General features: G+C 61.2%; 19 protein-coding genes, 1 tRNA gene and 1 pseudogene. 7 read left to right on the top strand and 14 right to left on the bottom strand.

Annotated elements, in window-relative coordinates:
• Positions 1-188: 188 nt before the first annotated feature.
• The 3 genes from HWY30_RS36565 to HWY30_RS36575 are packed head-to-tail and all read right to left on the bottom strand — an operon-like array spanning position 189 to position 1763.
• Positions 189-788: an NADPH-dependent F420 reductase gene (locus HWY30_RS36565; RefSeq protein ID WP_090809673.1), complete on the bottom strand. Its 600-nt coding sequence runs from the start codon at positions 786-788 to the stop codon at positions 189-191.
• Between the two features lie 13 nt (positions 789-801).
• Positions 802-999 carry a hypothetical protein gene (locus HWY30_RS43185; RefSeq protein ID WP_425199428.1) on the bottom strand — a complete coding sequence of 66 codons (198 nt, stop codon included), beginning with the start codon at positions 997-999 and terminating at the stop codon, positions 802-804.
• A gap of 29 nt (positions 1000-1028) precedes the next feature.
• Positions 1029-1763, bottom strand: a complete 735-nt coding sequence (locus HWY30_RS36575) for an SDR family NAD(P)-dependent oxidoreductase (protein WP_090810503.1) — start codon at positions 1761-1763, stop codon at positions 1029-1031.
• 130 nt (positions 1764-1893) lie between these two features.
• Here HWY30_RS36575 and HWY30_RS36580 point away from each other — a divergent pair, with 130 nt between their 5' ends.
• A complete protein-coding gene (locus HWY30_RS36580) occupies positions 1894-2472 on the top strand; it encodes a TetR/AcrR family transcriptional regulator (protein ID WP_090809671.1) in 579 nt (192 codons plus the stop codon).
• Between the two features lie 165 nt (positions 2473-2637).
• Here HWY30_RS36580 and HWY30_RS36585 read toward each other — a convergent pair whose 3' ends face one another.
• The 3 genes and pseudogenes from HWY30_RS36585 to HWY30_RS36595 all read right to left on the bottom strand — a co-directional run bounded on the left by HWY30_RS36585 (position 2638) and on the right by HWY30_RS36595 (position 4577).
• Positions 2638-2949, bottom strand: a complete 312-nt coding sequence (locus tag HWY30_RS36585) for a DUF4148 domain-containing protein (protein ID WP_090810501.1) — start codon at positions 2947-2949, stop codon at positions 2638-2640.
• Positions 2950-3428: 479 nt separating this feature from the next.
• A pseudogene (locus HWY30_RS36590) lies at positions 3429-3873 on the bottom strand (3-keto-5-aminohexanoate cleavage protein); the annotation flags it as partial.
• Between the two features lie 320 nt (positions 3874-4193).
• The gene (locus HWY30_RS36595; RefSeq protein WP_090809669.1) at positions 4194-4577 is read right to left on the bottom strand and encodes a hypothetical protein; all 384 of its coding nucleotides are present in this window, start codon (positions 4575-4577) and stop codon (positions 4194-4196) included.
• A 244-nt stretch (positions 4578-4821) separates the two neighbouring features.
• Between HWY30_RS36595 and HWY30_RS36600 the strand changes: the two genes are divergently transcribed.
• From HWY30_RS36600 to HWY30_RS41205, 5 genes are all read left to right on the top strand, one after another.
• On the top strand, positions 4822-5265 hold the full coding sequence (locus tag HWY30_RS36600) for an Hsp20/alpha crystallin family protein (protein ID WP_090810499.1): 444 nt from the start codon (positions 4822-4824) through the stop codon (positions 5263-5265).
• A gap of 28 nt (positions 5266-5293) precedes the next feature.
• Positions 5294-5701: an Hsp20/alpha crystallin family protein gene (locus HWY30_RS36605; protein WP_090809667.1), complete on the top strand. Its 408-nt coding sequence runs from the start codon at positions 5294-5296 to the stop codon at positions 5699-5701.
• A 285-nt stretch (positions 5702-5986) separates the two neighbouring features.
• Complete coding sequence (locus HWY30_RS36610) at positions 5987-6550, top strand: Hsp20/alpha crystallin family protein (RefSeq protein ID WP_090809665.1); 564 nt, start codon at positions 5987-5989, stop codon at positions 6548-6550.
• 48 nt (positions 6551-6598) lie between these two features.
• Positions 6599-6671: transfer RNA gene (locus tag HWY30_RS36615), tRNA-Lys, on the top strand.
• 178 nt (positions 6672-6849) lie between these two features.
• Positions 6850-6999 (top strand): hypothetical protein, encoded by a 150-nt coding sequence (locus HWY30_RS41205; protein ID WP_167368762.1) that lies wholly within the window; start codon positions 6850-6852, stop codon positions 6997-6999.
• Positions 7000-7169: 170 nt separating this feature from the next.
• On the opposite strand, the gene HWY30_RS36620 is transcribed toward HWY30_RS41205, so the two are convergent.
• The 5 genes from HWY30_RS36620 to HWY30_RS36640 all read right to left on the bottom strand — a co-directional run bounded on the left by HWY30_RS36620 (position 7170) and on the right by HWY30_RS36640 (position 12069).
• Positions 7170-8519 carry a DUF3734 domain-containing protein gene (locus tag HWY30_RS36620; protein WP_090809663.1) on the bottom strand — a complete coding sequence of 450 codons (1350 nt, stop codon included), beginning with the start codon at positions 8517-8519 and terminating at the stop codon, positions 7170-7172.
• Between the two features lie 11 nt (positions 8520-8530).
• On the bottom strand, positions 8531-9313 hold the full coding sequence (locus tag HWY30_RS36625) for a 3-hydroxybutyrate dehydrogenase (RefSeq protein ID WP_090809660.1): 783 nt from the start codon (positions 9311-9313) through the stop codon (positions 8531-8533).
• Positions 9314-9341: 28 nt separating this feature from the next.
• The gene (locus HWY30_RS36630; RefSeq protein WP_090809658.1) at positions 9342-10121 is read right to left on the bottom strand and encodes an acetoacetate decarboxylase; all 780 of its coding nucleotides are present in this window, start codon (positions 10119-10121) and stop codon (positions 9342-9344) included.
• A 422-nt stretch (positions 10122-10543) separates the two neighbouring features.
• The gene (locus HWY30_RS43190) at positions 10544-10693 is read right to left on the bottom strand and encodes a DUF3331 domain-containing protein (protein ID WP_090809656.1); all 150 of its coding nucleotides are present in this window, start codon (positions 10691-10693) and stop codon (positions 10544-10546) included.
• An 83-nt stretch (positions 10694-10776) separates the two neighbouring features.
• Positions 10777-12069 (bottom strand): NAD(P)/FAD-dependent oxidoreductase, encoded by a 1293-nt coding sequence (locus tag HWY30_RS36640; RefSeq protein WP_090809654.1) that lies wholly within the window; start codon positions 12067-12069, stop codon positions 10777-10779.
• A gap of 135 nt (positions 12070-12204) precedes the next feature.
• Here HWY30_RS36640 and HWY30_RS36645 point away from each other — a divergent pair, with 135 nt between their 5' ends.
• The gene (locus tag HWY30_RS36645) at positions 12205-12867 is read left to right on the top strand and encodes a TetR/AcrR family transcriptional regulator (RefSeq protein ID WP_090809652.1); all 663 of its coding nucleotides are present in this window, start codon (positions 12205-12207) and stop codon (positions 12865-12867) included.
• A 49-nt stretch (positions 12868-12916) separates the two neighbouring features.
• Here HWY30_RS36645 and HWY30_RS36650 read toward each other — a convergent pair whose 3' ends face one another.
• The 3 genes from HWY30_RS36650 to HWY30_RS36660 all read right to left on the bottom strand — a co-directional run bounded on the left by HWY30_RS36650 (position 12917) and on the right by HWY30_RS36660 (position 15777).
• Complete coding sequence (locus HWY30_RS36650; RefSeq protein ID WP_143037280.1) at positions 12917-14092, bottom strand: FUSC family protein; 1176 nt, start codon at positions 14090-14092, stop codon at positions 12917-12919.
• Positions 14093-14279: 187 nt separating this feature from the next.
• Positions 14280-15092, bottom strand: a complete 813-nt coding sequence (locus tag HWY30_RS36655; protein ID WP_090809648.1) for an IclR family transcriptional regulator — start codon at positions 15090-15092, stop codon at positions 14280-14282.
• A gap of 118 nt (positions 15093-15210) precedes the next feature.
• Positions 15211-15777, bottom strand: coding sequence for a VOC family protein (locus HWY30_RS36660; protein WP_090809646.1), 567 nt, complete (start codon positions 15775-15777; stop codon positions 15211-15213).
• Positions 15778-15843 lie beyond the last annotated feature (66 nt).

Consider the following 15843-nt stretch of genomic DNA (forward strand, 5'->3'; position numbering starts at 1 on the left):
TCGTATCAATCCCTGGATCAGCCCCCTCCCTTTCTCTTCAAGCACTTACCCGCGTCTTCTCCTCCATGTAGGCTTAAGTAAGTGCCATTCCCTCAAGGGATGCACCGGCGCGCCTACCGAAGGCTCGAGTTCGGTAGCTGGACTCGCTCGGAAATGCTGGGCGGACGTGACTTTGCCGTGACGCGCCGCTATTTGAACTTGACGAGATCCTTGAAGATCAGTTGAGCCCAGGTATTCCCCCTGGCCTGGACGAGCGAACCGCCATCCTTGAGCGGTCCTAGCGCAATCGGCGCGAAACCGAGTTGTTCAGCCAGAGCCGCGACCGGTGCCACCGCACTTTCGTCATCGCTCGACAAAAACACGACGCGGCTGCCGCCATTCACACTCGGATCAGCGGCCAGAACGGCGGCGGGCAGATGGTTAAAACCCTTGACGAACCTGGACCCGGGAAACGCCTTAGCGACAACTGCGGAGGACGGCAGACCTTGTAGCTCTTCGACGGGAACGCCGTAAGCATTTGTCGCGTCGATGACCGTCTTGCCCTTCCAACTCTTGATCTGCTTCGCGACCTCGCGGTGCTCCCAGAAAGGAACCGCCAGGAAGATCGTGTCGGACGCGATTGCATCCTGCAGCGTCCTGGGGACGACGGTAGGGCCGATCGCTCGTGCCTGCTGCATCAACGTCTCGGGAGGGCGCCGGCTGGCGACCGTTACGTCGATGTTCTTTCTTGCAAACGCTCGAGCGAGTGCCTGGCCTACCGCGCCAAAACCAATAATCGAATAGCTCATGTGAACTCTCCATTCAGGTGACGTTTTGATCAACCACGGATCCATGGTGATTATTGGCAACCGGGCGCGCGGGAGCGTTGCCCGCGTTAGGCGGCCCGCTGCGCGCGATGCGCCACGCGAGCCACAGCAGACACGCGGAGCCGAGCGCCTTCAACGCCGTTTGCAGCGACGACAGCGCGAGCAGACGTGACAATACCCGCTGGACAATCACCGAAACCAATCCAGCTTTTCGGCGCGATTTCAGATAGCCGAGAAGCCGCCGTCGACAGACAATTCCACCCCATTCACGAAGCTCGAATCATCTGAAGCAAGAAACAGCGCGACCGTCGCAATTTCCTCAGGACGACCCATCTTTCCCCGCGGGATCAGGGATTCGAACATCCGCTTCGCCTCCTCGGTGAGAACCTGGTCCTGCATCGGTGTGGCGATCGGCCCCGGGCTCAGCACGTTCACCCGGATATTCCTGCCCTTCAGTTCGTTGAGCCAAGTGCGTGCGAATGAGCGCAACGCCGCCTTGCTCGCCGCATACACGCCGTAACCAGGAAAACCTTTCACCGAAGCAACCGACCCGGTCATGAAGATCGATCCGCCATCGTTGAACAACGGCAACGCCTTCTGAACCGTAAACAGCGTGCCGCGCGTATTCAGGCCGAAGGTCGCATCGAAGTCCTGCTCGGTAATCTCGCCCAGTGGAACGGCTTCGCCCATGCCAGCGCTCGCGAACAGGATGTCGATCTTGCCCTTTTCACGCCTGACTGTATCGAACAGGCGGTCGAGGTCGTCGAGATTGGCCGCGTCGCTGCGCACGCCGGTCACGTTCCGGCCAATCTGCTTGACGGCTTCGTCGAGCACCTCCTGCCTCCGGCCCGTGATGAAAACATAGGCGCCTTCTTCGACGAACCGCTTGGCGCTCGCCAGCGCCATGCCGCTCGATCCCCCCGTGATGACTGCAACCTTACCCTCAAGCTTTCCCATGACATCTCCTTTCGTGGTGTCGGACAGCGTCTCGGTTCCCATTTGCACGGATGTGCTGTATCTTGTGGATCACTGATCCAGATACAGCTTCATTTTATACGGATCACCGATCCGATTGTCAAGGCGATTTATGCGAGCCGACGCCAGAAAAAATTACAGCCATCTACTTGCGGTCGCGCGTGACGTCGTCACCGAGCATGGCGCCGATGCGTCCATGCGAGATATCGCCCGCCGGGCCGACGTCGGGTTGGCCACACTGTTTCGCCATTTCCCGACACGAGAAGCCTTGTTCGAAGCGTTGCTGCGTATGAACGTGGACGAACTGATACAGCAGGCAGCCAAACTAGAAACGTCGAATCCGCCTGACGAAGCGCTGGTGTCCTGGTTTCGCGAAGGGGTTGCATTCGTTCGTAGCTATAGCGGCATTTGCGCCTTGTTCGCGACCGCGCACGCGGACCCTGACTCCGCGCTTCACGCTTCGAGCACAGCGCTGCGTTCAGCGGGCGCGCGACTACTGCGCCGTGCTCAGGCCGAGGGAACGGCGCGCGCCGATATGGATGGGGTCGACCTGTTCGCCCTGATGTCGGCGCTCGGCTGGCTCGACGGCCAACCCGGATTCGCGCCACGCGGGGATCATCTCTTTCACATTATTACGAGCGCCATCCTGACAAACCGGTCGAGCAACGATGTCGAGAAGGCAACGTGTTGAATCAGATCGCCGACGCATACTTTCCTACCAGGAAAGCCCCGGGGATTCGAACCAGACGGCGCAAAGCTGACTGGAGCCGACACCCGAATGGCCATTACCGCACTTGATCGATCGGCCGCTTCTGGCCGCGCAGTGACATCCGGGTCAGTCCTCGATCTCTCTATCTCAGCCGGGTTGAAGGTGCTGGCACTCCGTTTGGAACCAATAGTCGACCAGGCGCTGTGCCGCTTGTAGATCATCCGGGTAATACGGATCATCAGACCACGGTGACGGGTCGTAGCCCGCTTTCCTCAAGGCAGCGAGTTCGCTTTGGTGCTGCGCCATCGTAGGGGGCGCGTTTGTCTTGAGCGCCGCCAGGTCGCGGCACTCCGTCGGAGTGAGGTGCGGCCCGGTATACGGCATGCCGCCAGCGACACAGCCGGCGAGCAAAATCACCAGAGCGGGAAGTATTGACTGTGTTCCAGGCCGATTTCTCATAGTACGTCTCCTTCCCTGCGCCGCGCCGTGAACCAACTCGTAGTGCGCACCGTTGCCGCTGCGGGTGGAAAATGCCCGCCTTCGACGCATGTCACTTCGAAGCCGGAACCGGCGTCGCCTTCTCTCACCACCTTGTAGATGCCACGCGTCTGAACCTTCTCGCCCGGTTTGTGCCCTTCGGCCCTATCACGCTCCTTCGGTTGATCCGCCGCGGGAGCAGCAAGCATCGTTCCTCCCGGCTACCGCGGAGCCCACGTCAGGCGTGAACGTCAACTTGTCCCGCGAGGCGCCGTCTGCAAGCCCGCGCCTCTCCACTACAGGCCAACTATCGTCGATCCAGTTGCGCAGGCGCGACGCGGCCCCCTGGCTGGGATCGGTCGCCGTGACGGCGAAACCATGAGCCAGGAAGTGTGCCCCCAACCCGCGCCAATGACATCAGTGCCGACGACGGCGACGTTGACGGCTCGCGTTGTCATCGGTTAGCCCTCCTGGCAGGCAGCGTGGATTGTTTCGCGCAACGGCCGCAGCCCAATGATCTTCCGTGCTTCAGCCGGCGTGGCCGGCTCGTAACCCATCTCGCGGACCAGGCGAACAAGCCGCTCGACCAGGTGAACATTGGTGGCCAACTGACCTTGTCTGTTAGTAGAGGTTGTCTTCGAGTCCGACGCGCACGTCCCCTCCCAGCAACAGCGAGTTCATCGCGGCAGGCAACTGCGCCGCGCCGATAGCGCTGACGTTGAAGACGGCGTTGCGGGGCAGATGATCGATCATCGTCTGCAACAGCCGGGGCGTGGAGGGCAACGCGCCCTGGAACGCATTGGCGCCGATCACGATATTGATAAAGTGCGGCGCGTCGTCGAGCCCCTCGTTGATCGCGCGCTGAACATCCTGGACGAAGTCGGCGAGGCTGACCGGCCACAAGGGAACCCTCGACGACGTAGGCTACATCGTCGACAATCGCCATAAATTTGACGCATGCGGGCGTCTTATCAGTTGTGTCGCGCCGTTCCGGAAGCCGATTGATCGAATCCAGGCGGCGAACAATCTGCGTTCGAATGCGCTATCAGGGATATGACACGCTCTTCGAGACCCTCCCGCATCCGGCTGCAGGATGCTCCGCAACGAGGGCGGCCGAATCCGGTCGGATACTCCTCATTGCATTGCAGCAAAGGCGCCGCCGCCGTCCGCACCGGCAGGCGCGCAGTTCGCCCTTGCCGATCCCCCGCTCCTTGCCTGCCGCTACGTCACTGGATCAGCGGCACCACGCCGAGCTTTTCAGCCAGCATCCTTTCGTAGACACCAAAGTGCAGATCGACCTCTTCCTGGGTGACCACGGTCACGAAAATAGTGATCTGCGCGGGCTGCAGGCCCAGCACCGTCGCGATCGCCGCTTCCAGCTGGGGCGCGCATAGCCGGTCATCGGCGAACGTGGTGCCGACAGCAATCTCGTAAGCGGACTCCTGCCGGAACACCACTTCAACCAGCCGCGCCCGGGCGCTCATGTTGCTGTCGATCGCCAGCCGGATGACTTCGACCGCCGTGCGCATCGTCTCAGTCGGGAACCCCTTTGTTGAGCGCAACCGGATACGGTGACGCCCAAGAGTGAGCCAATCGTATTCGAATTCCATGGTGTCCTCGCATGGTGTTGCAGGGTGTCGTGAACGTAGGGGTGCGGCAATCCAAATTCAAGAACAAAAAGTCGCCATGGCCCACTTGAAATTTCTGTTTTCAGTCCTATCTTGAATATCGCTCAGGCAGTCGCGCCGGCATTCCGGCGCGCTGCGTGTTTCGATTTGTTTGCCGCAGCATGGCAGACGGACTGGAGCGCGTATGCCGGTTCGTTTTCCTGCTGCATCCAAGGAGGAAACGATCATGAGTGATCTCTACTTCGGGACCGACCTTTTCAGCGAGTTCGACCGTCTGCAACGGCAGATGGCGAGTCTCTTCGGCGGTTTCCCGTCCAGCATCCGCTCGGGGCGCCTGGGCGCCTTCCCGCAGGTCAACATCGGTTCGACCGACGACTCTATCGAGATCGTTGCGTTCGCGCCCGGTATCGATCCGGCGCATCTCGACGTATCCATCGACAAAGGGCTGCTGACCATCAGCGGCGAGCGCCAGACGGGACAGCCGGAAGCGGCCGGCGACGACCTGCGTACTTATGCGCAGGAGCGGTTCGTCGGCTCCTTCCGGCGCGTCATTGAACTGCCGCAGCATGCGGACCCTGACAAGGTCACGGCGCAGTACACCAATGGTTGCCTGACCGTGAGCATCGGCAAGCGGGAGACGTCGAAGCCGCGGGCCATCACTGTTCAATGAAACCGGTCGCAGAACTGAGGAGGACATCATGAACGACACCACAGAACTTGCCAGCAAAGATGAAACGGCGCTGGCCCGTCGCGAAGACGAGCAGTCGCAACGCCCGATCACGCTAACGCCGCCCGTGGACATCTTCGAGGACAGCCAGGGCATCACCCTGTGGGCCGATCTGCCCGGCGTTACAAAGGACCGCCTTGATGTGAAGGTACACGATGGCAACCTGTACATCGAGGCCGAGGCGGTGGTGCCCACGCCGGCGGGGCTGCGCCTGCAACATGCGGAGATCCGCCAGCCGCATTTCGCGCGGGCGTTCGCTCTTGGGGCTGACTTCGACGCAACGAAAATCGATGCGAACCTGAAGGACGGCGTGCTGAAACTGACGATACCGCGCCGCGACGAAGCCCGGCCGCGCCGGATCGAGGTGCGGACGGACTGAAGTCGGCAGGTGGGCAGCAACGACAGGGAGAAAACCGGTGGCGGTCGTCTGGCCGCCACCTACTGACTGCGGAGGCCTGGATGCGGACGTCATACATGAATGCTGGCGCGGACGCACGCTCAGCATACGGCGCGGTGCCGGTACGTGAGCTCAGGACGCGCCGCGGATCGCGAGGCGGCCGTGACGGCGTTCCGCAGATGCAGTCCGGAATGTCGAGGGCAGAGTCGCGACTTCAGCGCAATGACAGGAATCCGGTTCTTCGGCCAGACTGTAGAGGAGGATACGATGAACACCGACCCGAAAAAGTGGAATCCCTTCAAGTTCCTACGCGGGGCGGCTCGCAAGTCCGATGCGGACACCTCGGAAAGCCCCCCGGCGAGCGAACAGTGGCGTGACTCGTGGCCTGACATTCCGCGATTGTTCACACGGGAACCGTGGCGTGCTTTGGAAGAGTTCTTCCATGACCCGTTTGCAGGTCGCGGCGCCCTCGAACGATGGTTTGGCGACTTCAGTTCATCGCGCTTCCAGCCGCGCATCGACGTGGTCGACGAAGGGCAGGTGTTGCGCGTGACCGCCGAGCTGCCCGGGATGGAGCGCGAAGACCTGAGTGTGAGCGTCGAGGACGGGGCGATCGTGTTGCGCGGCGAAAAGAAACAGGACGTGCGCAGCGAGGAAGACGGCTGCTACCGGCTCGAGCGCGCCTATGGAAGCTTCATGCGCACAATCCCGATGCCGGAAAACGCCGACCCCGATCACGCCCTGGCAAAGTTTGACAATGGGGTGCTCACGTTGACTGTGCCAAAAACGGAGCCGGCGCGATTCACTAGCCGCACGATCGATATCGGCTAGGCCCAACAGGCAAGAAGTGCCCTGGTCGCGGTGGACATCGGGCGAGACGGGCCGTTAGCTCAGCTGGTAGAGCAGCGGACTTTTAATCCGTTGGTCACTGGTTCGAATCCAGTACGGCCTACCCCGTCGGCTTGCTTGAGTCGGACCTTTGCACGCGCGACTGGACTGGATAGCCGGTGGCCGGTCAGGGGGTGCCGGATGAGCGCATCGGCTCGAGCCCGGCTTGCGGAAAGTTTCTCGTCAGCGAGTAGCTTGGTCATTCGATGATCGTCTTGCGGAAGACTCGCCGAGCTTGATCGATGAATTCCACCAAGGGCGTCCAGCGACACTCTGCTAACGAGAAAGTTGAAGGTCTTTTCAGGGTCGGGAGTGTGAGTTCGCAGATGCAGGAAGCTGCCGTCGGGTTGCTCAATGCCGCCACCGTCAGCAATGCGCCGCCACCTTGCTGACGGCCTGCTGGCTCGCGCGGGAAATCATCTGTTCCGACTCTCCGCGCTTCTGCTTGGCTTCGGTAGTCGCTTGCGCTACTGGACGCGCAGCCGAACTCACCTGCGGCAGCGCCCCTTTGGCTAGCGTGGAAAGGGACCGGCCAACCTGAACCCGGCCGGCCCCACGATGGCTAGCGGCCGGTCGCATCCTGCACAGCTTCCTTCGTCGTTTCCCCAGGTGGGGCGGACTTCGGCGCTGCCACTTCGAGATGTGCTTGCGCGACGCCCGCTTTATGGCGCCTGCGCGAGTAATGCGCTGGCTTGGTAGCGCCCTCCAGTCGCGCCGCGTGAGGCGCGCCCCCGGGACGATGCACGTCGTGCGTCACGAATCCCGAATCGTGATTCGGTATCGCAAACCAGTCCGGATGCTCAAACGACGCGCGAATGTCGTCCAGGCCCGTCTGCCAGTGCTCGCTCATCGTGTCGATGCTGAATTCGTAATCCTTATAGTGCCCCTCATACGCCTTGTTCTTGTATATGAGGTGCACAACATTGACCGTACTGCCATCGGCAACTTCCCGTGCCTCCCGGATGAGCGGATGCTGCTTCTCCAGGCCCGGCGGCACATGCTTCAGTAGCTCCTTGATGAGCTGTGCATGACGCTGGTTCGACCCGAGCATCGCGGTGATAGCGCGGGTCCGGCTGGAATACTGGATGTCCTTGGCGCGCTCGGACACATCCAGCATGTCGCCCGGGAGGCCGCCGCTCGAACTCCACAGGTCAACCTGGAAGACCAGGGTGTCCTTGTGCTGCGGGTCGCTTACAACCTCGGTCAATGGCGTGTTCGACACCAGACCGCCGTCCCAGTAATATTCGCCATCAATCTCGACGGCAGGAAAGCCCGGAGGGAGCGCACCCGAGGCCATGAAGTGCTCTGGCGAAAGGCGCATCTGGGTGTTGTCGAAGTAGACCAGGTTACCCGTGCGCACGTTGACCGCGCCGACGGAGACGCGAATATCGCCGTCGTTGATTCTGTCGAAATCGGCGAATTGCAGAAGGGTCGCCCGAAGCGCGGTGGTATCGTAAAAGCTCACTTCTTCTGGCGAGCGCTTGCCCATCCCTGGGATGGGCACCGGAAGGCGCGGCGAGAAAAAGCCTCGCTGCCCTTCGGTGAGTGCGCGGCCTGCCGCCCAGCAGCTCGACCACTTGCGCGACAGGTCGTGCATGCCCGCGGCGCGGGGTAGCCACGCGCCAAGGTTCCCAAGCATGTCCGCCGGCTGGCAGATGGTGTTCCAGAATCCATGCAATGCCTCGGTACGCTTGCCCGGAGCGTTGCCCGCGATGATGGCTGTGTTAAGCGCGCCGATGGAGATGCCGGAAATCCAGTCCGGATGAATGCCAGCTTCCTCGAGGCCTTCGTAGACGCCGGCCTGATAGGAGCCCAGCGCGCCGCCACCCTGTAGCACGAGAGCGACCTCGTCATAGGCCGGAAGCTTGAAAGTCTTGCGAGGTGTGCCTGATGTTTCTTGATCTTGACGCACTGGGCGGCTCCTTAGTGCATCGACCAGCCGTGGCTGACGATAATGGACTGGCCCGTCAATGCGGACGATTCGAAGCCGGCGAGGAATGCCACGGTGTTGGCGACGTCTTCCACCGTCGTGAATTCGCCGTCGACCGTTTCCTTCAACATCACGTTCTTGACGACGTCTGCTTCCGAAATGCCCAACGCTATCGCCTGCTCCGGAATCTGCCTGTCGACAAGCGGCGTGCGCACGAACCCCGGACACACGACATTGGCCCGTACACCGCGCGAACCACCTTCCTTGGCTACCACGCGTGCGAGACCGAGCAGTCCATGCTTGGCCGTCACGTAGGCAGCCTTCAGCTTCGACGCTTCGTGCGAGTGGACCGAGCCCATATAGATAATCGATCCACCGTTGCCCGCAGCGTACATGTGCCTGACCGCAGCTTTGGTCGTGAGGAACGCGCCGTCCAGATGGATTGCGAGCATTTTTTTCCAGTCGGAGAAAGCATAATCTTCAATCGGGTTGACAATCTGGATGCCCGCGTTCGAGACCAGCACATCGATGCTGCCAAGCCTGTCGACAGCCTGCTGGATGCCGGCGTTGACCGCTTCTTCGCTCGTCACGTCCATTGATACAGGCAGCGCTTTGCCACCCTCCTTGCGGATGCTCTCGGCCACGCTCTCAGCAGCCTTGAGGTTCAGGTCCGCGATTACCACCGACGCGCCGAGCGCCGCGAGCTTGCGTGCGCACTGTTCACCGATACCACTTGCAGCGCCCGTCACGAGCGCGACCTTGTCTTTTACGGACATGCCTTTTCCTTAATATGTCAGAGGGTGCTTACTGATTCGCGGCAAGCTTGAGTGCCGGCGCCTCGGCGAGGTAATCGAAAGCCACCTCCCCGATGTCGAGCGTGAGATTGGCGATAACGTGCCGCGCGCCGACGATTTTGCGCACCGGCAAATCCGCCACCGGAGCCAAGGCATGGGGGTGCAGCTCAAGCGCGGCCGGACCGCCCCACGCGCCGAGCACCGTGACATCCCGCAGGAAGTAGCGCACGAGCTCGCAGATGCGGGCTGAACCGTCGACGTGCGGAATGACTTTCAGTAGATAGTTCGGCGTGTCCGCCAGCTTCTTGCGCTCGACCTCGAGGTCAAGTGGCTCGTACTTGTAGCCCATCGTGCCCGTGGCAATGCGCTGGGTGCCATAGTCGAGCGTTCCAAGCAGCGTGTCGTTGCCGTCAACACGCAATTTCGGACTCGCCAGCTTCTTGGGGAAGCCCCAAATCTCACGACCACCGGCAATCGGGCCTTCGTCGTCGAGATACATCGCGTGTGTGTAGCTGCCTGGCGCGCCGGCATCATCTCTTACCGAGATAACCTGGCCGCTTTCCGTGTAATCGCCGAATCCCGACGAGTCTGGCATGCGAATGAATTCGTAATGCACGAGGGGGCTTGCGACTGTCAGTGGTTCCGGCACCACGGCGCGCAAAGCGTCCATGTCGGTCTCGTACGAAATGATGAAGTACTCGCGATCAAGGAAGCGAAACGGCGGGCGGGGGTAGGAAGGATTGTGGACGGGCATCGCAAAAGCATCTTTGCGGATTTGTTCGATTTTCAACTATCTCTCCAGTAGTGACGTCAAATGAGGTCGCGTCTTTAAAACCCACGCATGCGCACCAGAGGTGCTGTGCTGCACACCGCGCCTCTGCCTTATCACAGCGTGTCGGATTCGAGTGGCCCTGTGCTTTGCATCGTTGTACAGAGCACGGGCAATAGTAGCGCCTTGGTCCATGCATCGGTGTCCTTGCTGGCCGTAAAACACTGTCCCCCTCGCCGCAACAATTGGTTCGATCCTTGTGCGCGTCAGCTTCTCATCGGCAAAACGCCGCATATAGCGATGTCGCTTCGTGATAGGCAATGTCGCACATATAGGAATACCTATTAATTTCCACATGGCTCGTTGTTTCGTCCCCGATGCCTCGCTTGCTTCTGGCATGTCGATTCGAAACCGCGTCCCCGAGAATATAAACGCGCGCAAGGTCACAGTTGGACATTAACGGAAGCCGCGACCATCATTGCGCCTGCGTTTCGCGGCGGCGGATCGCCTGCTCTGGGAGAGTACACGGCGTCGCCCGCCTCAATCGGATGACCGCTCAACACGCACGTCCCCGGCCCCTTCGCGATGAACACCCGTCAGGGCTGGTAATCACAGCGACCGCTGCACGAGTCGCACCAGGAAACCGACAGGGTCTGCAAAGGGTTCGGCGCCACTTTCAGGTCAGGCGGATCTTCGGTTGGACGAGACCGTTGATCTGTTCCGCTGTCCACAGCAGCGTCGCCTTTCGAAAGCCATGGAGAGCCTGCTGATGGCGCCGGTAGAGCATGGCGTGACTCAGTTGAGCGAAACGTCCGCGCACGAAACCGCCACGAAAGAGTCCGAAGCGCCCAAGCGTGCCGAACGCGTTGTAGTCGCTCAGCGAGACGAGCGAACCGAAATCGCGGAAACGGAAATCGGCAAGTGGCTTGCCTGCAAGCCACCCCGGAAGGTGACGCGCGAGATGCTCGGCCTGCTGCGTGGCGACCTGCGCGGTCGGTGCAAGTTGCCGTTCGTGACCGGCAAGTGTCAGGCTTGCGCAATCGCCAAGCGCGAACACGTGATCGTCACGCGAAGACTGCAGACTCGCTCCGACGACGATCTGGTTGGACCGGTTCGTTTCGAGTCCGTCGAGATTGTTCATGAAATCCGGCGCCTTGACGCCCGCTGCCCAGACCATCAGATCGGCCTCGGCAAGCGTGCCGTCGCCGTGGCGAAAACCATTCGCCTCTGCCGCGGTAACACGCGCCGAAGTCAGCACGCGAAAACCGATATGCTCGAGCTGCGACTGACTCGATGCCGATATCTCCGGCGCAAACGCCCCGAGCACGCGCGGGCCGCTTTCGAGCAGCGTCAGACTCAGCCGCTCTCGCACAGTCGGGTCTCCGTAACTCGACGCAACGTCAAGCAAGCGGCTCAGTTCAGCGGACAGCTCAACACCCGTTGCACCCGCGCCGACGATCGCCACACGCAGTGGTTCGTCCTTCGCGACGCTTCGAAATACGCGCGCTCGCAACGCGGCGTTGAACGCTTCGGCCTGTTTTTGACTGTCGATGAAATGGCAGTGCTCTTTCACGCCCGGCACGCCGAAATCGTTCGCCCGGCTACCCAGCGACAGCACAAGCACGTCGTATCCGACTGTTCGCGGACCGAGCACTACTTCACCTTCCGGCGTCCTGAGCTCGTCGAGCTGGACCAGCCGCCGGCTTCGATCGAGCCCGTGCATTGCGCCGGGCTGATAGGTGAAGCCGTGATCGCGGGCATGGGCGAGGTAGATCACCTGCTGCTGCTGAACATCGCGCGTGCCGGCTGCAATAGTGTGCAGCATCGGCTTCCATATGTGCGTCGGGCTGCTGTCGATCAGCGTGACGCTGGCCCGGCCGCTACGCCCTAACAGGTCGCCGAGTCGGGTAGCCAGCAAAATTCCCGCAATCCCGCCGCCAACGATGACAATCCGTTTTGGTTGTGACATAATCAATTCAACGCGTGATGAATAAATCACATCGTAGCCTAAAGCACGAGCTCCGTCAAACCGTGGCCCTCCTCAGCCTCTCACGCGCCGTCAGTTAAACTTCGGCTGAATTGACGATCCACAACTCACACCCAAATGAACGACGTAACGTCAGGACCTGCCAGGCTGATCGAGAAAAAGCGTACCCGCGGACGACCCGCGTACAGCGCTTCCGTCGGTGCCGACGTCCTCCTGCGACATGCCCGGCGCACCTTCGCAAAGCGTGGATTCGACGCTACCAGCGTGCGGGAAATCGCGCGCGACGCGGGTGTCGACCCGGCGCTGATCGCGCATCATTTCGGGTCGAAACAAGCGCTATGGGTTGCGGTGGTAGAGCAGATCGCGGATCAGGCTGCGCCAATGATCGACGCCACAGCCAGGTTGCGCTCGGCCACGCTAGGTGCGCGTGAGCGTGTCGAACACGCAGTGGTTCTTTTCATCGATCAGGTTTTCGACGAACCCGACCTTGGTATGTTTTTTTCGACTGCCGCGACCGAAGAAGGCGAGCGCTTCAACATACTCATCGGGCGTCTGGTGCGCCCCTATCACGACGTGTTCGTGCCTTTGCTCGAAGATGCATCGAGGGCGAAGGAATTGAAACCGCACCACCCCGAGGTCATGTTTTCCATGCTGATGAACGCCATCAGCAATACCGTGGCTTACCACCATATGCTGCGGGCTTTCTCGTCACTTCCTGAAGATCAGACCAGGTTCAAGCGCGCGGTGCGGGACACGGCGCTGAACATGATCGGAAAGTAATCAGCAAGACCCAATGCCCTTCGCGACAAGCCCAGAATCCTCCACCTGCTTATCGTGCGCGTCGTCCCCTGACGCATTCGCTGCCCAAGAGAACTACCATGGCGATGACCGCCCCAAGGAACGTGTCCACGATCCGCTCGCCGACGAGGGCGAGGGGAGCGCTCGTCCCGCCCACCGCTGAGATGGTCAACGCGGTTGGGGTAATGAAGGTCAGGGCCAGGGCGTAGTGCCGCGCGGCCACGACTTCGATCGCGAACTGGAGCAGCGCGAGGACCCCGACGAGCCAGAGGCCTTTCGGGTCGACGAGCTGGATCAAGCCAAAGACAGCCGCGCCCAAGACCGTGCCCACAACGCGATGCACGGCCCGAATGGCACTTGAGCGCGAGACGTGGCTGCCCTGCAGCACCGCACCCGCGACCATAACCGTCCAGTAGGCACGGTGCTCCCCAAAAGACAGGCTCAGCAAGCCGGCGCTGGCGACCGCAACGATCACCCTCGCGGCGATCGTGGCCTTTTCCCCGTCGAGCAAGCTGGGAGGAAACCGCATGCGCAAGCTGGACGCTTCGCCCTTGCGCTGGTGCACAAGCGGCAGCGCGAGGGGTGCGATCACGAGCAAGTACGCACTGAGCGCGCCGACCGCGACCAGAGAGGGGATCATAAAGACGCCAAGGGGCGAACCGCTGAAACGCGCGGAAGCGGCCAGATGACCGCTGACACCGGCGACCAGCACGAACTGCATCGGCCCGGGCGGGCCCATTCCGACACCGAGCAGAATGATGCTGGCGAGCGCAGCCACGGCGACGAGGCAGGCGATGGTCAGCCACGCATTCGTCGCGCACAGTACGCCCAGCGTGGAGGCAGCCACGAAACCCGCCGCGACGAACGGCAAGGCCTGGAGCCGGTCGCCCAGGCGCAGCGTCGAGCCGTAGAGAGCCGTGAAGGCGCCGAGAGAAGTGATGAGCCCGAGTGACGGGTGGCCGGCCAGCATGAACGCGCTCAGAGGCACGCCCATGGCGACGCCCCCTCCGACGCCGGCCGACCACCGCCACGGGCCGTCGTTGAAGCCGAGCAGGCTTTTCAGTACGCGGGGCGGCAAGAAAGGTCTTCTCATTTGGGATTGTTTTGTGAAGCGGCCAGGCGATTGGATAATGAAATTTGAATCGAAGGCGGAGATCGCGTTTTCGCTCCGACGGCGCTCCGGATTGCACGTCTTGTCTGTCGACACTTCAGAGCCGCATCCCGCAGGGTCGCAAGTGACCAACCGCCTTTTTGCGGCTTCAAGACGGCCCTCTCCTGACGACGTCGGTCTACGCGTTCGTGCTACCAGTTCGTTTGTCGGAAGTGCCGCTTCCCCCGAACCCACCGAGGTTCAAGTGCGCGAGCGCGATCGAATGACGTTCACGTGACGGCCATCATGCGGACCGCTTGCCTCGCGCAACGGTGTGCGACGACGTGATGGCTCCGGTCCTCCGACTTTCAACCAACGCACGCGTACGCTGCGAGATTCGCGCCGCTGCCTCCCGGATCGATTCGACAAGACGGTCCAGATTGGCAAATTCGAGTCGCTGGGTCGGCACGATCACCGCAAGCGAACCGACTGCTTCACTGGAGTCGTCCGTAAATAGCGGCGACGCCAGTGCAGAAACGCTGCTTTCCAGTTCGCCCCTCGACAGATAAAAACCGGCACGCCGGATTTTGAGCAGCGACGCGCGAAACTCGTCGAGTGTCGCCCCAAGGCCGCTTTGCGCGATCTCGTCAGCATACTGATCGAACAGGACCGCGAGCTTGGCCTTCGGAAAGGTAGACAGGATCGCTTTTGGAGCGGCGCCGAGAAACAGGGGGCGAGGACGGCCCCGGCCGTACCGGAGGTCAAGCGCCGCGCCGTGAGTCTCACGATGCGTGTCCACGAGTTCGTTACCGTACCAGCGCGACATCACCACATCGAAGCCGGAGTGTTCGCTCAACTCACGCATGATCGGCTGCCCGACCGCAAGCAGCGGATCCGACATGCGCAGGTGGTAGTCAAGCTTGATGATGCGAGGGCCGAGACCATAGTCTCCTCCTGCAAACCGGATGAGCAAGCCAGCATCCAGGAGCTCGCGTACATAGCGATAAGCCGTTGGAGTTGAGCAATCGAGTTCGGCGGCAACGTCTTCGACGGACAGGAACGGCTTCGCCTCCGAAAACAGCTCGAGTATGGATAAAAGTCTCGTAATGCTCGACATCTATTGCGCTGCGCCTCCTCGTGTGTGAACGGAATTATATCCACTGGCAAGATCGCCATTGACGCCTTCAACGACCACCGCGCGGAAACAGTCGCACGCGAGCCACGCAGCGCCACGCTTATGCAAGCCCCATGCGCTCGGCCATTTCGGTTTGCCAGACACTTCGCGGCCTGAATCCCGATAGCGTTCTTGCGTGGCGTTCGACAGCCGCCATCAGTTCAGCATCGGGCAAGCCGAAGTCCACCGGCACCCGCATCGGCTGGTCGACGTACCACGGCGTGTCGATGTAGAGCTCGAGGCGATTGCCCTCGGGATCGCGCGCATAGATCGAAACCGAATTGCCGTGGGTGACGGGGTTGATTTCCTGCAGGCCTTCCGCAATGAACTGCCGATGAAACCGCCTCAACGTGGCAAGGCTGTCGGCTGTGAACGAAATCTGGTTGATCGGATTGAACGCCAAGTGCTCGGGGCGGCCGCTCGCGAGCACGATCTGGTGATGCACCGCGGGATCGCGGCTCAAGAATACCAACTGCACAGCGCCGTGCGGCGTCTGCAGCGAACCCCGATCCGTCACGGTGAATTCCATCACCCGCGTATAAAAGTCCTCCACGCGCGCCATGTCGCTCACATAGAAGCCCATGTGACTGAGCGACAGCCCTGCCCTCGCTTTCTTCATACCGTCCATGCCCGTCTCCAAGTAGTGATAAACCATAAGAAAAAACACGTTGTGACATTAGATAAATTTAGTATA

This window comes from Paraburkholderia tuberum STM678 (assembly GCF_902833905.1).
GTDB lineage: Bacteria > Pseudomonadota > Gammaproteobacteria > Burkholderiales > Burkholderiaceae > Paraburkholderia > Paraburkholderia tuberum.

Bases quoted from the DNA above. Each gene is read 5' to 3' on its own strand.
- HWY30_RS36565 (WP_090809673.1), bottom strand. From the start codon at position 788: ATGAGCTATTCGATTATTGGTTTTGGCGCGGTAGGCCAGGCACTCGCT.
- HWY30_RS36575 (WP_090810503.1), bottom strand. From the start codon at position 1,763: ATGGGAAAGCTTGAGGGTAAGGTTGCAGTCATCACGGGGGGATCGAGC.
- HWY30_RS36580 (WP_090809671.1), top strand. From the start codon at position 1,894: ATGCGAGCCGACGCCAGAAAAAATTACAGCCATCTACTTGCGGTCGCG.
- HWY30_RS36585 (WP_090810501.1), bottom strand. From the start codon at position 2,949: ATGAGAAATCGGCCTGGAACACAGTCAATACTTCCCGCTCTGGTGATT.
- HWY30_RS36595 (WP_090809669.1), bottom strand. From the start codon at position 4,577: ATGGAATTCGAATACGATTGGCTCACTCTTGGGCGTCACCGTATCCGG.
- HWY30_RS36600 (WP_090810499.1), top strand. From the start codon at position 4,822: ATGAGTGATCTCTACTTCGGGACCGACCTTTTCAGCGAGTTCGACCGT.
- HWY30_RS36605 (WP_090809667.1), top strand. From the start codon at position 5,294: ATGAACGACACCACAGAACTTGCCAGCAAAGATGAAACGGCGCTGGCC.
- HWY30_RS36610 (WP_090809665.1), top strand. From the start codon at position 5,987: ATGAACACCGACCCGAAAAAGTGGAATCCCTTCAAGTTCCTACGCGGG.
- HWY30_RS41205 (WP_167368762.1), top strand. From the start codon at position 6,850: ATGAATTCCACCAAGGGCGTCCAGCGACACTCTGCTAACGAGAAAGTT.
- HWY30_RS36625 (WP_090809660.1), bottom strand. From the start codon at position 9,313: ATGTCCGTAAAAGACAAGGTCGCGCTCGTGACGGGCGCTGCAAGTGGT.
- HWY30_RS36640 (WP_090809654.1), bottom strand. From the start codon at position 12,069: ATGTCACAACCAAAACGGATTGTCATCGTTGGCGGCGGGATTGCGGGA.
- HWY30_RS36645 (WP_090809652.1), top strand. From the start codon at position 12,205: ATGAACGACGTAACGTCAGGACCTGCCAGGCTGATCGAGAAAAAGCGT.
- HWY30_RS36655 (WP_090809648.1), bottom strand. From the start codon at position 15,092: ATGTCGAGCATTACGAGACTTTTATCCATACTCGAGCTGTTTTCGGAG.
- HWY30_RS36660 (WP_090809646.1), bottom strand. From the start codon at position 15,777: ATGGACGGTATGAAGAAAGCGAGGGCAGGGCTGTCGCTCAGTCACATG.